Genomic DNA, 14,356 nt, shown 5'->3' with positions numbered 1-14,356 from the left:
AAGACCGGGTTTTGCTGTTTTTTGCAGCGAAGCGGGCGTTCTGTACTGGTCAGAAGCTGTTGTGAAAAATTAAAAGGCGTAGCTGGCCGTCAGCGTGCCGTTAAATCCGGTGCTGCTATTATCCGCCGCCAGCACATTTGCCCCCGCGGCCAGCGTCAGATTTCCCGTGGTCGCGCTGAGATTAATGCCCGTTTTGTAGAGATTTTTGCTGTTATACGCTGAAACCTGATCCACATTGATGCCGTACAGCGAAGCGTGGGAGGTTATCTGCGCGTCATCCAGCAGTCGTTCGTAACCGAAGTTAATGCCCGGCGTCAGCGCCCAGCTACCCGGCGTGAACGGCTTCAGGTGGATATCCAGATTGCCGACCAGGCTGGTTTGCGTCTCGTTTGTGCCGTCCACGTCCAGCGCCACTTCGCTGTTTGTTTCCTGCACGCCCTTGAGATGCAGATGCGTGAGCTGTACGCCAAAACTCGGGTCAAACGTCACGATGCCGGGAACAAACCAGCCAAGGCCTGCCCGCGCGCTGTAAAACTGTCCGCTGCTGTCGCCACGCGCGGCGTCAAAACCGCCGCCGGGACGGCGCTCGCTGCCGTAATCTACGTAGCCCGCCGTGCCCTGTAAGGTACCGTACGGCCCGTCCTGCAAAGAGCGGAGGGCATAACGTCCGCCAAGGGTGACGAACGTCGAATTTGTTTTTACCTCGTCGGCATTGCTGCTTATCGTCCCGTAGCTATAACCGATGCCGCCGTTAACAGAGATCTGCTCGTTTGCCCGCCAGGTGCTGCCCACGATGGCCCCGGCGGAATGTTCGTTGCTGCTGCTCCGGGCGCTGTTGCCATCGGTACCCAGGTAGCTGTCCATTCCGGTCATCCAGACGGAGGCCGAGCCAACGGTTAATGTGTTGCCCGCAATCCACGGCGATAATTTGTCGTTAATCTGCGAAGGCGCGCGCAAAAGATAGCTCGCCGCGTCGGCATAAACCTGCCCGCCGATGCGTTTTTCCATGCCGCCAAGCGAACCGCCGTCAATCGCCGATTGCAGGTAGTAGTTGTAAGCGGTGTAGCGTCCGGAGAGCGGGGAGTCCTGTAGAGCGTTCAGAAACGCTGCGCCCGCCGCGGCGTTGCCCGTGAAATTCTGCTGGCGGGGCAGCTGCGCGTAGTGAACCATCTTCGCCCGCAGAACGTAAATGGTTGCCTGATCCAGGCCCAGACCCTCTTTAAGATAATTATCGACGGTGCCATAGCTGATCAGGATCTGATCGAACCCTGCCTGCAGCCAGCTGGCCTGTACGCCCATCAGCGTGCGGTAGGTTTCGGCCATTGAGGGAGGAAGTGCAGCGACGGTCGCGTTAATTCTGGCGGCGGTGTACTCGTTGGTCGCCAGATAGTTCTGCATGATGTCGGCGGAGCCAACGCCCGCGATGGATTGTAGAATGGCTGCCGTCCAGCCCGTGCGGTCTTTGCCCGCCGTGCAGTGGAACAGCGCCACGCCGTCCGCCTCGGCAAGTTCACGGAATACCTCGTTCAGCCCCTGGCGGGCGTAGCTGCTGGTAACGAAACTCCGCTCGCCGTCCTCCATCATGGTGTTGACGCCAGCGGGAGTCAGGCCAGCGAGCGAGCTGGTAATGCTGCTGGTGCTGCCAGAGTTGCCAATCAGGTCGACGTTAACGTATCTGGCACCGGAGGGTAACGTATCCGACGTGGTAGCAATCTCTGCTGGCGTCCGTAAATCCACAACGCTGGTGATATTCAGCGTGTCCAGCACGGCCAGGTCAGACGGAGTCGGCGTGACTGCATTGGATCTGTAAAACACACCCTGACGCATAACGCCGTCGTTGGCGGTGGCGTAAGCCGTTGTGGTCCCGGCCACATCACGAAAGTTATCCATGCCCTGTAGATGAGGGGTATTTAACGCAGTATCGGCGGCCTGAGCACCGCAGCACAGCAGATAAACGATTGTTGCAGCGTAGGTTTTCTTGAGTTTCAAAAAGTAATCCTTATCAAAGTTAGGCAAGCGGCGCCGATTGTAGGATTGCTTTGTTAAGGAAATGTTGCAGTGTGGCGAGGGGGATGCTAAGCAGGCTAATTAAGCGCACAGAAAATATTTCAAAAGCGCATAAAAGAAGCGAGTTAAGGGCAGTTAATTGAAAAGCAAAGAATATAACGACTGGCTGACAGCATATGCCAGCCATAAATTTTTATTATTGCTCCAGCGACGGCGTGACATCGTGCTTCCTGAGCAGGGCGCGCAGCTGGTGGTAGGTTAGACCCAGTAAATCTGCGGCCCTGCGCTGATTGTATTTCGCCTGGAGCAGGCTGCGCTCGAGCAGCATTTTTTCCTGTTCGTTCTGCCAGCCGCGCAGGTCCAGCGGCAGCTGAGGAAGAGTGTCAGCGCTGGTTTCAGCTACGTGGACAGACGCCGCCTTTCGGGCAAAGGGGTCGAGAATAATCTCGTCAACTTCTTCTTCACTGCTCCCGTGGCGATAAACAGATCGTTCAACCACGTTCTTTAACTCGCGAATATTGCCCGGCCAGCCGTAATTCAGCAGCGTCTGCTGCGCCTCTTCGCTGAAGCCGGGGAAGAGCGGGAGCTGCAGCTCGCGGCACATCTGAATGGCAAAGTGCTCGGCCATCAGCATGATATCGGGTTTGCGTTCGCGCAGCGGGGGAAGGGTAACGACGTCAAACGCCAGCCGGTCCAGCAAATCCGCGCGGAATTTACCTTCTTCGGCAAGCTGTGGCAGATCGGCGTTAGTGGCGCACACCAGCCGCACGTTTACCTGCAGCGGCTGGCTGCCGCCTACGCGTTCCAGCTCACCGTATTCCACCACGCGCAGCAGCTTCTCCTGCACCATCATCGGCGCGGTTGCCAGCTCATCCAGGAACAGCGTGCCTCCGTCGGCGCGCTCAAAGCGGCCCGGATGGCGCTTTTGCGCTCCGGTAAAGGCTCCGGCCTCGTGGCCGAACAGCTCGGAATCCAGCAGGTTGTCGTTCAGCGCCGCGCAGTTCAGCGAGATAAACGGCCCCTGCCAGCGGCGGGACAGGAAGTGGAGGCGGTTGGCGATCAGTTCTTTACCGGTGCCACGCTCGCCGATGACCAGCACGGGCTTCTCCAGCGGTGCCAGGCGCGAAACCTGCTCGAGCACCTCGAGGAAGCTGTTTGCCTCTCCGATCAGATTATCTTTATGTTCTGCCATGGTGAAATTGACCAACTGTTAGCGAATAAAACCACTATAGCCGCTGCGTCAGCGGAGTCAAATTTTATCATTCCATTTAAAATCAATAGGATAAAAAGTTGGCACGGAGATTGTATTAATCCTATCGAGCAAGGTGCCAGGCACCGAAAATAATGACTTAAGAGGATTGAATTATGGGTATTTTTTCTCGTTTCGCCGACATCGTGAATGCCAACATCAACTCACTGCTGGAAAAAGCAGAAGATCCGCAGAAGCTGGTACGCCTGATGATTCAGGAAATGGAAGACACGCTCGTTGAAGTGCGTTCCACCTCGGCCCGCGCGCTGGCAGAAAAGAAACAGCTGTCCCGCCGCGTAGAGCAGGCAACGGCCCAGCAGGCCGAATGGCAGGAAAAAGCCGAGCTGGCGCTGCGTAAGGATAAAGAAGATCTGGCCCGTGCGGCGCTGATCGAAAAACAGAAATTAACCGACCTGATTGCCACCCTGGAAGATGAAGTGGTTCACGTCGATGAAACCCTGGCGCGTATGAAAAAAGAGATTGGCGAGCTGGAGAACAAACTCAGCGAAACCCGCGCCCGCCAGCAGGCATTAACGCTGCGCCACCAGGCTGCGTCCTCTTCCCGTGATGTTCGCCGCCAGCTCGACAGCGGCAAGCTGGATGAAGCGATGGCCCGTTTCGAGTCTTTCGAACGTCGCATCGATCAGATGGAATCGGAAGCGGAAAGCCACAGCTTCGGCAAGCAGAAAAATCTCGACACCCAGTTTGCCGAACTGAAGGCCGACGATGCTATCAGCGAGCAAATTGCGGCGCTGAAGGCGAAAATGAACGGTCAGGATCGCGGTTAACTATTAATGCTGCGGCTGCGCATGACGCGCCGCAGCTCGTTCGACTTGTAAGGAGTACACATGAGCGCGCTTTTTCTGGCCATACCGTTAACGATATTCGTGCTGTTTGTCGCCCCCATCTGGCTGTGGCTGCACTACAGCAACCGCTCAGCGGGCGGCGAGCTGTCGCAGGGCGAACAGCAGCGGCTGGCGCAGCTTACCGACGAGGCGAAACGCATGCGTGAACGTATCGTTGCGCTGGAGCAAATCCTCGACGCTGAGCACCCGAACTGGAGAGACAAATAATGGTGAATTCATTTTCCGGTCGTAAATTGTGGCGTATCCCTGAGAAGGGGATGCTGAAAGGTGTTTGCGCAGGTATTGCGCAGTACCTGGACGTCCCGGTCAAACTCGTACGCCTGATCGCTGTGTTATCAATGATTTTTGGCCTGTTCTTCTTCGTCATGGTGGCCTACATCGCCCTGACGTTTATTCTTGACCCGATGCCCTACGGTGCGGATCAGGTAAAGCCGCAGCCGACCAGCCGCGATCTGCTTGATGAAGTGGATGCGGAGCTGGCGGCGGGCGAGCAGCGTTTGCGTTCGATGGAGCGGTATATCACCTCTGATACCTTCACGTTACGCAGCCGTTTTCGCCAGCTTTAATCTGTTTGTAGGGCGGATGAGCTAGCGCCATCCGCCACGCCGTTGCGGTGGCTGACACGTTGTTTATCCACCCTATGAATTTTCCTCCCTACGGAGAAAGAACCCATGACTACATTTCGTTCCGCCAGCCAGAAAGCCAAACCCGGCCTGAAAATCGCCGGCAAACTGGTTCTGCTGGTCGCTCTGCGCTATGGCCCGGCGGGTGTAGCGGGGTGGGCTGTCAAATCCGTTGCGCGCCGCCCGCTGAAAATGCTGCTGGCGATGACCATCGAGCCGATGCTTGCACGCATGCTGCGTAAAGTTTCTGCTCGCTATAACGGGGGAGTGACAAAGTAGTATTCCCCCGCTTTCTTTATTTCCTGCCTATTGATTCGCTATATTCGAACCTTATTTATTACAATCAGTGAAGATACTTACCCGTTCGTTAAAAAATGGGTGCAACCAGGACGCATATGAACAGAATCAAGAATGAACTCAATGCGCTAGTGAACCGTGGCGTTGACCGGCATCTGCGCCTTGCGGTTACCGGACTTAGCCGTAGCGGAAAAACCGCATTTATCACGGCTATGGTTAACCAGCTTCTGAGTGTCAATAACGGCGCACGCTTGCCAATGCTTGCCGCCGCGCGGGAAGAGCGACTGCTGGGGGTGAAACGCGTGCCGCAGCGCGACTTAGGCATACAGCGTTTTACCTATGATGAAGGTATGGCGCAGCTGTACGGCACCCCGCCGAACTGGCCCACGCCAACCCGTGGCGTAAGCGAAATGCGGCTTGCGCTGCGCTATCGCTCGAACGATTCGCTGCTGCGCCACTTTAAAGACACTTCAACGCTGTATCTGGAAATCGTCGACTATCCGGGCGAATGGCTGCTGGATTTGCCGATGCTGGCACAGGACTACCTGAGCTGGTCGCGGCAGATGACCGGCCTACTGCAGGGCGATCGTGCGGAGTGGTCTGCCGAATGGCGCAGGCTTTGCGAAGGCCTGGATCCGCTGGCGCCCGCCGATGAAAACCGGCTGGGCGAAATTTCCCAGGCGTGGACGGACTACCTGCTGCGCTGCAAGCGCGAAGGCCTGCACTTCATCCAGCCGGGCCGTTTTGTGCTACCGGGTGATATGGCCGGTGCACCAGCGCTGCAGTTTTTCCCGTGGCCGGACGTTGACGGCTTCGGCGAGTCCAGGCTCGCTCAGGCCGACAAATCTACCAACCTCGGCATGCTTCGTTCCCGTTTCGAGTATTACTGCGAAAAGGTAGTTAAAGGCTTCTATAAAAATTACTTCCTTCGCTTTGACCGCCAGATAGTGCTGGTGGACTGTCTGCAACCGCTGAATAGCGGCCCGCAGGCGTTTAATGATATGCGTCTTGCGCTGACGCAGCTGATGCAAAGTTTTCAGTACGGCCAGCGTACGCTGTTCCGCAGGCTGTTCTCGCCGGTCATCGATAAACTTCTGTTCGCTGCGACAAAAGCAGACCACGTTACCGTTGACCAGCACGCCAACATGGTTTCGCTGTTGCAGCAGCTGGTGCAGGACGCCTGGCAAAATGCCGCGTTCGAGGGTATCGATCGGGAATGCATGGGCATTGCCTCGGTACAGGCCACGCAGAGCGGGCTGGTGGACGTTCAGGGAGAGCAAATCCCTGCGCTGCGCGGTAATCGTCTGGACGATGGTTCGCCGCTTACGGTCTATCCCGGCGAAGTGCCTTCACGCCTGCCGGGCAGCGCCTTCTGGGATAAGCAGGGCTTTAAGTTTGAACAGTTTCGCCCGCAGGTTATGGATGTCGACCGGCCTCTGCCGCACATTCGCCTCGACGCGGCACTGGAATTTCTGATTGGAGATAAATTGCGATGAGCGAACCATTAAAGCCGCGTATCGATTTTGCACAGCCGCTGGAAGTGGAAAAAGATCCCGTATACAAAAGTGCCCACGCCTTTAGCGAGCCGGAGGCCGAGAAGTTTACACCCGCGCTGGCGACCCTCGACGAAGTGGAAGAGGAGAGCCAGGCCGAGGCTGTTGTCGAAGCCGCGCTGCGCCCGAAACGCAGCATCTGGCGACGCATGGTGATGGCAGGGCTGGGGCTGTTTGGCATCAGCGTGGTGGCGCAGGGCGTGCAGTGGACGCATAACGCCTTTGTAACCCAGGACTGGATCGCGCTGGGGGGCGGCGTCGCGGGTGGGTTGATCATCGCCGCAGGCGTGGGTTCTGTCGCCACCGAGTGGCGTCGTCTGTGGCGTCTGCGCCAGCGGGCGGAAGAGCGGGACGAGGCTCGCGATCTGATGAACAGCCACGGCACGGGAAAAGGGCGCGCCTTCTGCGAAAAGCTGGCACGCCAGGCCGGGCTGGACCAGGGGCACCCCGCGCTACAGCGCTGGTACGCCTCGATTCATGAAACCCATAACGATCGTGAAGTCGTCGCGCTTTACGCCCAGCTGGTGCAGCCGGTGCTGGATAACCAGGCGCGTCGAGAAATCAGCCGCTCCGCAGCCGAGTCCACGCTGATGATTGCCGTCAGCCCGCTGGCGCTGGTGGATATGGCGTTTATCGCCTGGCGTAACCTGCGCCTGATTAACCGCATTGCCGCGCTGTACGGCATTGAGCTCGGTTATTACAGCCGTATCCGCCTGTTCCGCCTGGTATTGCTGAATATCGCTTTTGCTGGTGCCAGCGAGCTGGTGCGGGAAGTAGGGATGGACTGGGTTGGGCAGGATATCGCAGCACGTCTGTCCACCCGCGCTGCGCAGGGCATTGGCGCGGGCCTGCTGACCGCACGGCTTGGGATCAAGGCGATGGAGCTTTGCCGCCCGCTGCCGTGGATAGGCGAGGATAAACCGCGCCTCGGCGACTTCCGCCGCCAGCTGCTCGTGCAGCTGAAAGAGACAATGTCCAAAAAACCGGGCAATCCACCTGTCTGACGTCAGTTGACGCTGCGCTTATCCACTCTGCGGTAAAGTTTGGTAGGAAGGATAAGCGTCAGCGCCATCCACTGTGTTTATCTGTCAACTTTTCTTAACACATCTCTTCTGACCGGCAGGCATCTGGAGTATTATCACTGTATCTGATGATTCTGTTTACTGCGATAAAAGGTCACCCCCATGCGTCTGGAAGTTTTTTGTGAAGACCGCCTTGGTCTTACCCGCGAATTACTCGATTTGTTAGTCCTGCGTGGTATTGATTTACGGGGCATTGAAATTGACCCGGTGGGGATCATTTACCTCAATTTTTCCACCCTTGAATTCGACTCATTTAGTAGCCTGATGGGTGAGATTCGCCGTATTCCCGGCGTTAAAGACGTGCGCACGGTACCGTGGATGCCGTCCGAACGCGAACACCGCGCGTTAAGCGCGCTGCTGGAAGCGCTTCCGGAACCCGTATTGTCGCTGGACATGAGAAGCAAGGTCGAACTGGCGAACCCGGCAAGCTGTGCACTGTTCGGGCAGGGCGAAGAAAAACTGCGTAATCACAATGCGGCAAACCTGATCAACGGCTTTAACTTTATGCGCTGGCTGGAAGGCGGGCCTGCGGACTCGCATACCGAACATGTGGTGATCAACGGGCAAAACTTCCTGATGGAGATTACCCCGGTGCATCTGGACGGCGAGGACGGCAAATCTATGCTGGTTGGCGCTGTGGTCATGCTGCGCTCCACGGTACGTATGGGCCGCCAGCTGCAGAACATCTCCCAGGCGGATATTAGCGCGTTCAGCCAGATTGTTGCCGTCAGCCCGAAAATGCGTCACGTAGTGGAGCAGGCGCACAAGCTCGCGCTGCTCAACGCGCCGTTGCTGATCGTTGGGGATACCGGAACGGGCAAAGATTTACTGGCCCACGCCTGCCACCTTGGCAGCCCGCGCGCCCAGAAGCCTTACCTGGCGCTGAACTGCGGTTCAATGCCGGATGACGTCGTCGAAAGCGAGCTGTTCGGCCATGCGCCCGGCGCTTATGCCAACGCCGTGGAGGGTAAAAAAGGCTTCTTTGAGCAGGCGAACGGCGGTTCTGTACTGCTGGATGAAATTGGTGAAATGTCGCCGCGCATGCAAACTAAGCTGCTGCGCTTCCTCAACGACGGCACCTTCCGCCGGGTGGGCGAGGAGCATGAGGTTCATGTTGACGTGCGCGTGATTTGTGCGACGCAAAAGAATCTGGTTGAGTTGGTGCAGAAAGGCGAATTCCGTGAAGATCTTTATTATCGCCTTAACGTACTGACGCTGAACCTGCCGCCTCTGCGCGACCGTCCTCAGGACATCATGCCGCTGACGGAGCTGTTTGTTGCGCGCTTCGCCGACGAGCAGGGCGTGCCGCGTCCTAAACTTGCAAACGATCTCAGCAACGTATTAACGCGTTACGGCTGGCCGGGCAACGTGCGCCAGCTGAAAAATGCAGTCTACCGCGCGCTGACGCAGCTGGAAGGATACGAATTACGCCCGCAGGACATCCTGCTACCTGATTTCGATACGGCGAGCCTGGCGGTGGGGGAAGAGGCGATGGAAGGGACGCTGGATGATATTTCGCGTCGTTTCGAACGTTCCGTGCTGACCCAGCTTTACCGGACCTATCCAAGCACCCGTAAACTGGCTAAACGGCTCGGCGTGTCGCACACGGCGATTGCCAACAAGCTGCGTGAATATGGCCTGAGCCAGCGTAAAACCGAAGAGTAAATCACATAATGCCCCCCAGACAGGGGGGCATTCAGACTGATGACAAACCTAAACCGAATGGAATTCGAAAAGATCTCACCGAATAAATAACAAGGAAAATCAATTCATTGATTTTCGACTGCTAACCACAAAGAAGGAAAAACCACGCTTTTTCCTTCTTTGTCAACAATCTAGATGCCCCCTTTTTAGAGGGGGCATTCACACCTTAGGCCTTCAGGGCTTCCAGCGCAGCAGCGTAGTCAGGTTCGTTAGTGATTTCATTCACTAATTCGCTGAACACCACTTCATCATTTTCATTAATAACCACTACTGCACGTGCGGTCAGGCCTTTCAGCGCGCCTTCAGAGATAGCCACGCCGTAATCCTGCTGGAACTCAGGGTTGCGCAGGGTGGACAGGGTGACGACGTTGCTCAGGCCTTCCGCGCCGCAGAAGCGGGACTGGGCGAACGGCAGGTCGGCGGAGACGCACAGGACAACGGTGTTCTCCAGTTCTGTCGCCAGCTGGTTGAATTTACGCACGGACGCGGCACAAACGCCGGTATCGATGCTTGGGAAAATGTTCAGCACTTTACGTTTGCCCGCGAACTGGCTCAGCGTAACATCGGTAAGGTCTTTAGCGACCAGAGAAAAAGATGCTGCTTTGCTGCCAGCCTGAGGGATCTGACCTGCAACCGCAACCGGGTTGCCCTGGAAATGAACGAGTTGTGACATGTTTAATCTTCCTGTTTACATATAATTAACGCCGCAAACAGTGTATTCCAGGATTCATCGGATGAATATAAAAAACTGATACTGCACACAAAAGTGTTCGCTCCTATACTGAGCAAAACGCCGTTAACAAGGGTAATGATGAGAAAAGTTAAGGTTTATCAGGAAGCATGGCCGCTGCATACGCCATTCGTCATTTCGCGCGGTACCCGCAGCGAAGCTGTCGTTGTCGTGGTAGAGATAGAGGAAAATGGCGTAAAAGGTGTCGGAGAATGCACGCCTTATCCCCGTTACGGTGAAAGTGATGCTTCGGTGCTGGCGCAAATCACTACCATACTTCCGCAGCTTGAACTGGGCATGTCTCGAGATGAGTTGCAAACGGCCCTGCCTGCCGGGGCTGCACGTAACGCCGTGGATAGCGCTTTGTGGGATCTGGAAGCTCGGATTAAAAAAACAACCGTTGCTCACCTTGCAGAAGTGGCGCTACCGGATCTGTTGACTACTGCGCAGACGGTAGGCATTGCCCCGCCCGAACAGATGGCAGCCGCAGCTGCGCTGCTATGGCAGAAGGGCGCGCGGTTGTTGAAAATCAAACTCGACGACAGGCTAATTACCGAACGCATGGTTGCTATTCGTGCGGCGGTACCGGAGGCGGTGCTGATCGTGGACGCGAACGAAGCGTGGAAAAGCGAGGGGTTAGCCGCGCGCTGCCAGCTGCTGGCCGACCTGAACGTGGCGATGCTCGAACAGCCGTTGCCTGCCGGTGAAGACGGCACGCTGGCGAACTTTATTCATCCGTTACCGATCTGCGCTGACGAAAGCTGCCACACCCGCGAAAGCCTGGCGGCGCTAAAAGGGCGTTATGAAATGGTCAACGTCAAGCTGGATAAAACCGGGGGGCTGACCGAGGCGCTGGCATTGACGCGCGCCGCGCGCGAGCAGGGCTTTGATGTGATGCTGGGATGCATGCTCTGTACCTCCCGCGCCATCGCCGCTGCGTTACCGCTGGCGGCGAAGGTGCGCTTTGCCGATCTGGACGGGCCGACCTGGCTTGCGGTGGACGTCGAGCCCGCGCTGCATTTTGAAACAGGAAAACTTTTCCCGTAAAACGCTTAGTGATGCCAATGCAGCAGGCCCATCATGGCGTCCAGATAGCGCTCGCTGGCCTCATCCGCTGAAACAGGCGGGAACTCAGCGGTAATGCACGGCAGGTTAAGATCGGCACACCAGCTGCCGAATGAGCCTGGCGTTTCGTAGCCCACGCTGGTTACCAGCGGCAATTCAAAAGCGTCCGCCAGCCAGCTTCCCAAGGGCGAGCCGTGAGGATCTTCGATGCAGCCCAGCGGGTCGTGAAATGAAACAACCCACGCGGGTTTGAGCGAATGGATTAGCTGACAAAGGGCGGCAGTCTCTGGTTCTGAGCCAGGTGTCGCCCCGGTGGACAGCACTACGTCTCGTTCCTCCGCGCTGCTGTTCCAGCGGTATACCGTTTCCCCTGGCTTCCAGTTGGCCGAAGGGAAATTGCGGTTGAGATCGACGCCGTTGGCGTTGGCGCGCAGGCCAAGCTGACAGCCATCCGGGTTGACGGCGAGCACCACGTGATGGCCGCGATACCTGGATTCAAGCGTGCGTAGCGCGCAGGAAAGGGTGACCATTGCGGCATTTTCATCACCGTGCGTACCGGCAATAATCAGCCCGCTGCGAGTTTCAGAAGGGCTGGCCGGAAACCAGAGCAGGGGGGCGCCGAATACGGATTTACCATAGCGTTCGCTACCTTTAGGCAGATGACCCCGTTGCGGGCGAGGGCGGTGACCTGGCATAGCTGTCCTTAATATCGGGAGATAATGATTCATCAGTAATAGCAGTGTTTAATCACAATCTCATCTAAAACAAGCGGCTGTCAGACGGAAGCGGAGATTATTTAACCTCTTCCCCATAAAGATCGTTGGCGACTTCGCCTTTAAAAGGCTGTAGGCCGTCACAGGCATAGACATGGCTCCCCAGCGCCAGGCTGTACTCCATACCTTTAAGATTGTTTATCGCGCCGCCCCACACGATATTCGGTCGGCCAGTTGAGTCTTCTATAAAGGTCTGGGACAGGCTGTCGAACTTCACCGGTAAATATTTATCGTACTGCTTGTTGGCGGCGTTCTCGGTGGTTGAAGCAAAGAGATCCAGCTCGCCAGATTTATTATTTTTCAGCGCGATAATTGTATGTCCGGCATTTTTACCTTTCATTGCTGCAGACTGGATTTCTATACTTTTCCCGCAAAGCTGATGCTCTGTGGCTTTGAGATCACCAAGCATAGCTGGCGCAGGTTCTGCAGCACAGGCCGTGTTGAGACAGCCGGCAATTAACGCCAGCAAAAGAGAAGTGCGTAACATCTAAAGTCCTTGTAATCAATATTGATAATAAGGTGACAAAGGTGACAATAGTAGGAGGGATTTCTTATGCAGGAACCGTCTGAAAGTGCTATTTCGGGTAAAAAACCATTTTTCGGAATCTAGCGTCTGAGTATTTTTGTTAAAAACGTTGTCTGTCAGGGCTAAATCACGATGCACGGTTGCATAAAAGCAAGTAGTTTGCTTTTCTTATTGGCAAAACAAGCAATTGCGCCACGTAAGCGACCTTACTATCTCTGAAGGGTAACGGATGAAAACAACTTTTCGCATTACCTGCTGTGCGCTGGCCGTAGCGTGCACGTTCTCTACCGCCTGGGCTGCCGATGTGCCTGCCGGGGCTAAACTTGCGCCGAAGCAGGAGCTGGTTCGCCATATTAAAGATGAACCCGCCTCTCTTGATCCGATGAAAGCCGTTGGGCTGCCCGAAATTCAGGTCATCCGCGATCTGTTTGAAGGCCTGGTAAATCAAAATGAAAAAGGGGAACTGGTACCGGGCGTTGCCACCAAATGGCAAAGCAATGATAACCGCACCTGGACTTTTACTCTGCGTGACGATGCCCGCTGGTCTGACGGCAGTCCGGTGACCGCCCAGGATTTCGTCTATAACTGGCAGCGCCTTGTTGATCCTAAAAACACCTCCCCCTTTGCATGGTTCGCTGCCCTCGCGGGCATGACTAATGCGCAGGCGATTATCGACGGCAAAATGCCGGTAGATAAGCTGGGCGTAACCGCTGTTGATGCCAGAACATTACGCGTTCAGCTCGATAAGCCTGTACCTTACCTGCCTAATCTGACGGCTAACTTCTCGCTCTTCCCGGTGCCAAAAGCTACGGTAGAGAAATTAGGTCAGGACTGGACGAAGCCGGGCAACCTGGTCGGTAACGGTGCGTATTCGCTCAGCCAGCGCGTGGTGAATGAAAAGCTGGTCGTGGTGCCTAATACCCACTACTGGGATAACGCCAAAACCGTGCTAACGAAGGTGACCTTCTTGCCGATTAACCAGGAAACGGCTGCCACTAAGCGATACCTTGCCGGGGACATCGACATCACCGAATCTTTCCCGAAGGTGATGTACCAGAAGCTGATGAAAGATATTCCCGGTCAGGTATACACCCCGCCGCAGCTTGGCACCTATTATTATGCGTTCAACACCCTGAAAGGCCCGACGGCGGATCAGCGTGTGCGGCTTGCGCTGAGCATGACCATCGACCGGCGCATCATGGCGGACAAGGTGCTGGGCACCGGCGAGAAACCAGCCTGGCGCTTCACCCCGGACGTCACGGCAGGTTTTAAGCCGGAACAATCTCCGATAGAACAGATGAGCCAGCAGGAAGCAAACGCGCAGGCGAAGACCCTGCTTCAGGCGGCGGGCTACGGTCCGAATAAGCCGCTGCAGTTAACCCTGCTGTATAACACTTCTGAGAACCATCAGAAAATTGCCATTGCGGTGGCGTCAATGTGGAAGAAAAATCTTGGCGTGGACGTCAAGCTGCAAAACCAGGAGTGGAAGACCTACATTGACAGCCGTAATACCGGCAATTTCGACGTGATTCGCGCGTCGTGGGTCGGGGACTACAACGAACCGTCGACGTTCCTCTCTCTTCTTACCTCCACCCACAGCGGCAATATTTCACGTTTTAATTCCCCGGCGTACGACAAATTGCTGGCTCAGGCCAGCCAGGAAGTCACCGATGAGGCGCGAAATAAAGATTATAACCAGGCTGAAAGGATCATCCAGGAGCAGGCGCCGATTGCGCCGATTTATCAGTACACCAACGGGCGTCTGATTAAACCGTGGCTTAAGGGTTATCCGATCAACAACCCGGAAGATGTGGCCTACAGCCGTACCATGTATCTTCTGGCGCACTGACAAAATCCCGGCCCGCCCGCAGGTGCTATTAT

14 protein-coding genes are annotated in these 14,356 nt (G+C 56.0%); 9 read left to right on the top strand and 5 right to left on the bottom strand.

The genetic code is table 11. The features are described from left to right. Positions 1 to 69: 69 nt before the first annotated feature. Entirely contained in the window at positions 70 to 1,989 is a 1,920-nt protein-coding gene (locus ACA108_11485) for a tyrosine-protein phosphatase (GenBank protein ID XEX94047.1), read from the bottom strand. Between the two features lie 214 nt (positions 1,990 to 2,203). After that, positions 2,204 to 3,199 (bottom strand): phage shock protein operon transcriptional activator, encoded by a 996-nt coding sequence (pspF, locus tag ACA108_11480; GenBank protein ID XEX94046.1) that lies wholly within the window; start codon positions 3,197 to 3,199, stop codon positions 2,204 to 2,206. 173 nt (positions 3,200 to 3,372) lie between these two features. Here pspF and pspA point away from each other — a divergent pair, with 173 nt between their 5' ends. The 7 genes from pspA (at position 3,373) to tyrR (ending at position 9,342) form a co-directional block, all read left to right on the top strand. Then, complete coding sequence (pspA, locus tag ACA108_11475) at positions 3,373 to 4,044, top strand: phage shock protein PspA (protein ID XEX94045.1); 672 nt, start codon at positions 3,373 to 3,375, stop codon at positions 4,042 to 4,044. A 60-nt stretch (positions 4,045 to 4,104) separates the two neighbouring features. Continuing rightward, positions 4,105 to 4,329 (top strand): envelope stress response membrane protein PspB, encoded by a 225-nt coding sequence (gene pspB, locus ACA108_11470; protein ID XEX94044.1) that lies wholly within the window; start codon positions 4,105 to 4,107, stop codon positions 4,327 to 4,329. Beyond that, positions 4,329 to 4,688: an envelope stress response membrane protein PspC gene (gene pspC / locus ACA108_11465; protein XEX94043.1), complete on the top strand. Its 360-nt coding sequence runs from the start codon at positions 4,329 to 4,331 to the stop codon at positions 4,686 to 4,688. Before pspB ends, pspC begins: the two co-directional genes overlap by 1 nt. A 105-nt stretch (positions 4,689 to 4,793) precedes the next feature. Beyond that, entirely contained in the window at positions 4,794 to 5,024 is a 231-nt protein-coding gene (gene pspD / locus ACA108_11460) for a phage shock protein PspD (protein XEX94042.1), read from the top strand. Between the two features lie 116 nt (positions 5,025 to 5,140). Next, positions 5,141 to 6,538 (top strand): YcjX family protein, encoded by a 1,398-nt coding sequence (locus tag ACA108_11455; GenBank protein ID XEX94041.1) that lies wholly within the window; start codon positions 5,141 to 5,143, stop codon positions 6,536 to 6,538. After that, a complete protein-coding gene (locus ACA108_11450) occupies positions 6,535 to 7,599 on the top strand; it encodes a TIGR01620 family protein (protein ID XEX94040.1) in 1,065 nt (354 codons plus the stop codon). Before ACA108_11455 ends, ACA108_11450 begins: the two co-directional genes overlap by 4 nt. Before the next feature lie 180 nt (positions 7,600 to 7,779). After that, positions 7,780 to 9,342, top strand: coding sequence for a transcriptional regulator TyrR (tyrR, locus tag ACA108_11445; protein XEX94039.1), 1,563 nt, complete (start codon positions 7,780 to 7,782; stop codon positions 9,340 to 9,342). 205 nt (positions 9,343 to 9,547) lie between these two features. Here tyrR and tpx read toward each other — a convergent pair whose 3' ends face one another. Continuing rightward, complete coding sequence (gene tpx, locus ACA108_11440; protein XEX94038.1) at positions 9,548 to 10,054, bottom strand: thiol peroxidase; 507 nt, start codon at positions 10,052 to 10,054, stop codon at positions 9,548 to 9,550. Positions 10,055 to 10,192: 138 nt separating this feature from the next. Between tpx and ycjG the strand changes: the two genes are divergently transcribed. Continuing rightward, the gene (gene ycjG, locus ACA108_11435; GenBank protein XEX98082.1) at positions 10,193 to 11,158 is read left to right on the top strand and encodes an L-Ala-D/L-Glu epimerase; all 966 of its coding nucleotides are present in this window, start codon (positions 10,193 to 10,195) and stop codon (positions 11,156 to 11,158) included. A 5-nt stretch (positions 11,159 to 11,163) separates the two neighbouring features. Here the strand turns inward: ycjG and mpaA are convergent, their stop codons facing one another. Together mpaA and ACA108_11425 are read right to left on the bottom strand one after the other, a co-directional pair. Beyond that, a complete protein-coding gene (gene mpaA / locus ACA108_11430) occupies positions 11,164 to 11,871 on the bottom strand; it encodes a murein tripeptide amidase MpaA (protein XEX94037.1) in 708 nt (235 codons plus the stop codon). Between the two features lie 97 nt (positions 11,872 to 11,968). Continuing rightward, the gene (locus tag ACA108_11425) at positions 11,969 to 12,436 is read right to left on the bottom strand and encodes a hypothetical protein (GenBank protein ID XEX94036.1); all 468 of its coding nucleotides are present in this window, start codon (positions 12,434 to 12,436) and stop codon (positions 11,969 to 11,971) included. A gap of 268 nt (positions 12,437 to 12,704) precedes the next feature. Here ACA108_11425 and ACA108_11420 point away from each other — a divergent pair, with 268 nt between their 5' ends. Continuing rightward, on the top strand, positions 12,705 to 14,324 hold the full coding sequence (locus ACA108_11420; GenBank protein XEX94035.1) for an ABC transporter substrate-binding protein: 1,620 nt from the start codon (positions 12,705 to 12,707) through the stop codon (positions 14,322 to 14,324). Positions 14,325 to 14,356 lie beyond the last annotated feature (32 nt).

It is taken from the genome of Dryocola sp. LX212 (assembly GCA_041504365.1).
GTDB lineage: Bacteria > Pseudomonadota > Gammaproteobacteria > Enterobacterales > Enterobacteriaceae > Dryocola.
Note: the sequence above shows the minus strand (reverse complement) of the source record. Positions and strands in the feature narration are given on the sequence as shown.

What these genes read in the sequence shown, in the direction of transcription:
- pspF (XEX94046.1), bottom strand. Translation starts at nt 3,199, where the DNA reads ATGGCAGAACATAAAGATAATCTGATCGGAGAGGCAAACAGCTTCCTC.
- pspA (XEX94045.1), top strand. Translation starts at nt 3,373, where the DNA reads ATGGGTATTTTTTCTCGTTTCGCCGACATCGTGAATGCCAACATCAAC.
- pspB (XEX94044.1), top strand. Translation starts at nt 4,105, where the DNA reads ATGAGCGCGCTTTTTCTGGCCATACCGTTAACGATATTCGTGCTGTTT.
- pspC (XEX94043.1), top strand. Translation starts at nt 4,329, where the DNA reads ATGGTGAATTCATTTTCCGGTCGTAAATTGTGGCGTATCCCTGAGAAG.
- pspD (XEX94042.1), top strand. Translation starts at nt 4,794, where the DNA reads ATGACTACATTTCGTTCCGCCAGCCAGAAAGCCAAACCCGGCCTGAAA.
- ACA108_11455 (XEX94041.1), top strand. Translation starts at nt 5,141, where the DNA reads ATGAACAGAATCAAGAATGAACTCAATGCGCTAGTGAACCGTGGCGTT.
- ACA108_11450 (XEX94040.1), top strand. Translation starts at nt 6,535, where the DNA reads ATGAGCGAACCATTAAAGCCGCGTATCGATTTTGCACAGCCGCTGGAA.
- tyrR (XEX94039.1), top strand. Translation starts at nt 7,780, where the DNA reads ATGCGTCTGGAAGTTTTTTGTGAAGACCGCCTTGGTCTTACCCGCGAA.
- tpx (XEX94038.1), bottom strand. Translation starts at nt 10,054, where the DNA reads ATGTCACAACTCGTTCATTTCCAGGGCAACCCGGTTGCGGTTGCAGGT.
- ycjG (XEX98082.1), top strand. Translation starts at nt 10,193, where the DNA reads ATGAGAAAAGTTAAGGTTTATCAGGAAGCATGGCCGCTGCATACGCCA.
- mpaA (XEX94037.1), bottom strand. Translation starts at nt 11,871, where the DNA reads ATGCCAGGTCACCGCCCTCGCCCGCAACGGGGTCATCTGCCTAAAGGT.
- ACA108_11425 (XEX94036.1), bottom strand. Translation starts at nt 12,436, where the DNA reads ATGTTACGCACTTCTCTTTTGCTGGCGTTAATTGCCGGCTGTCTCAAC.
- ACA108_11420 (XEX94035.1), top strand. Translation starts at nt 12,705, where the DNA reads ATGAAAACAACTTTTCGCATTACCTGCTGTGCGCTGGCCGTAGCGTGC.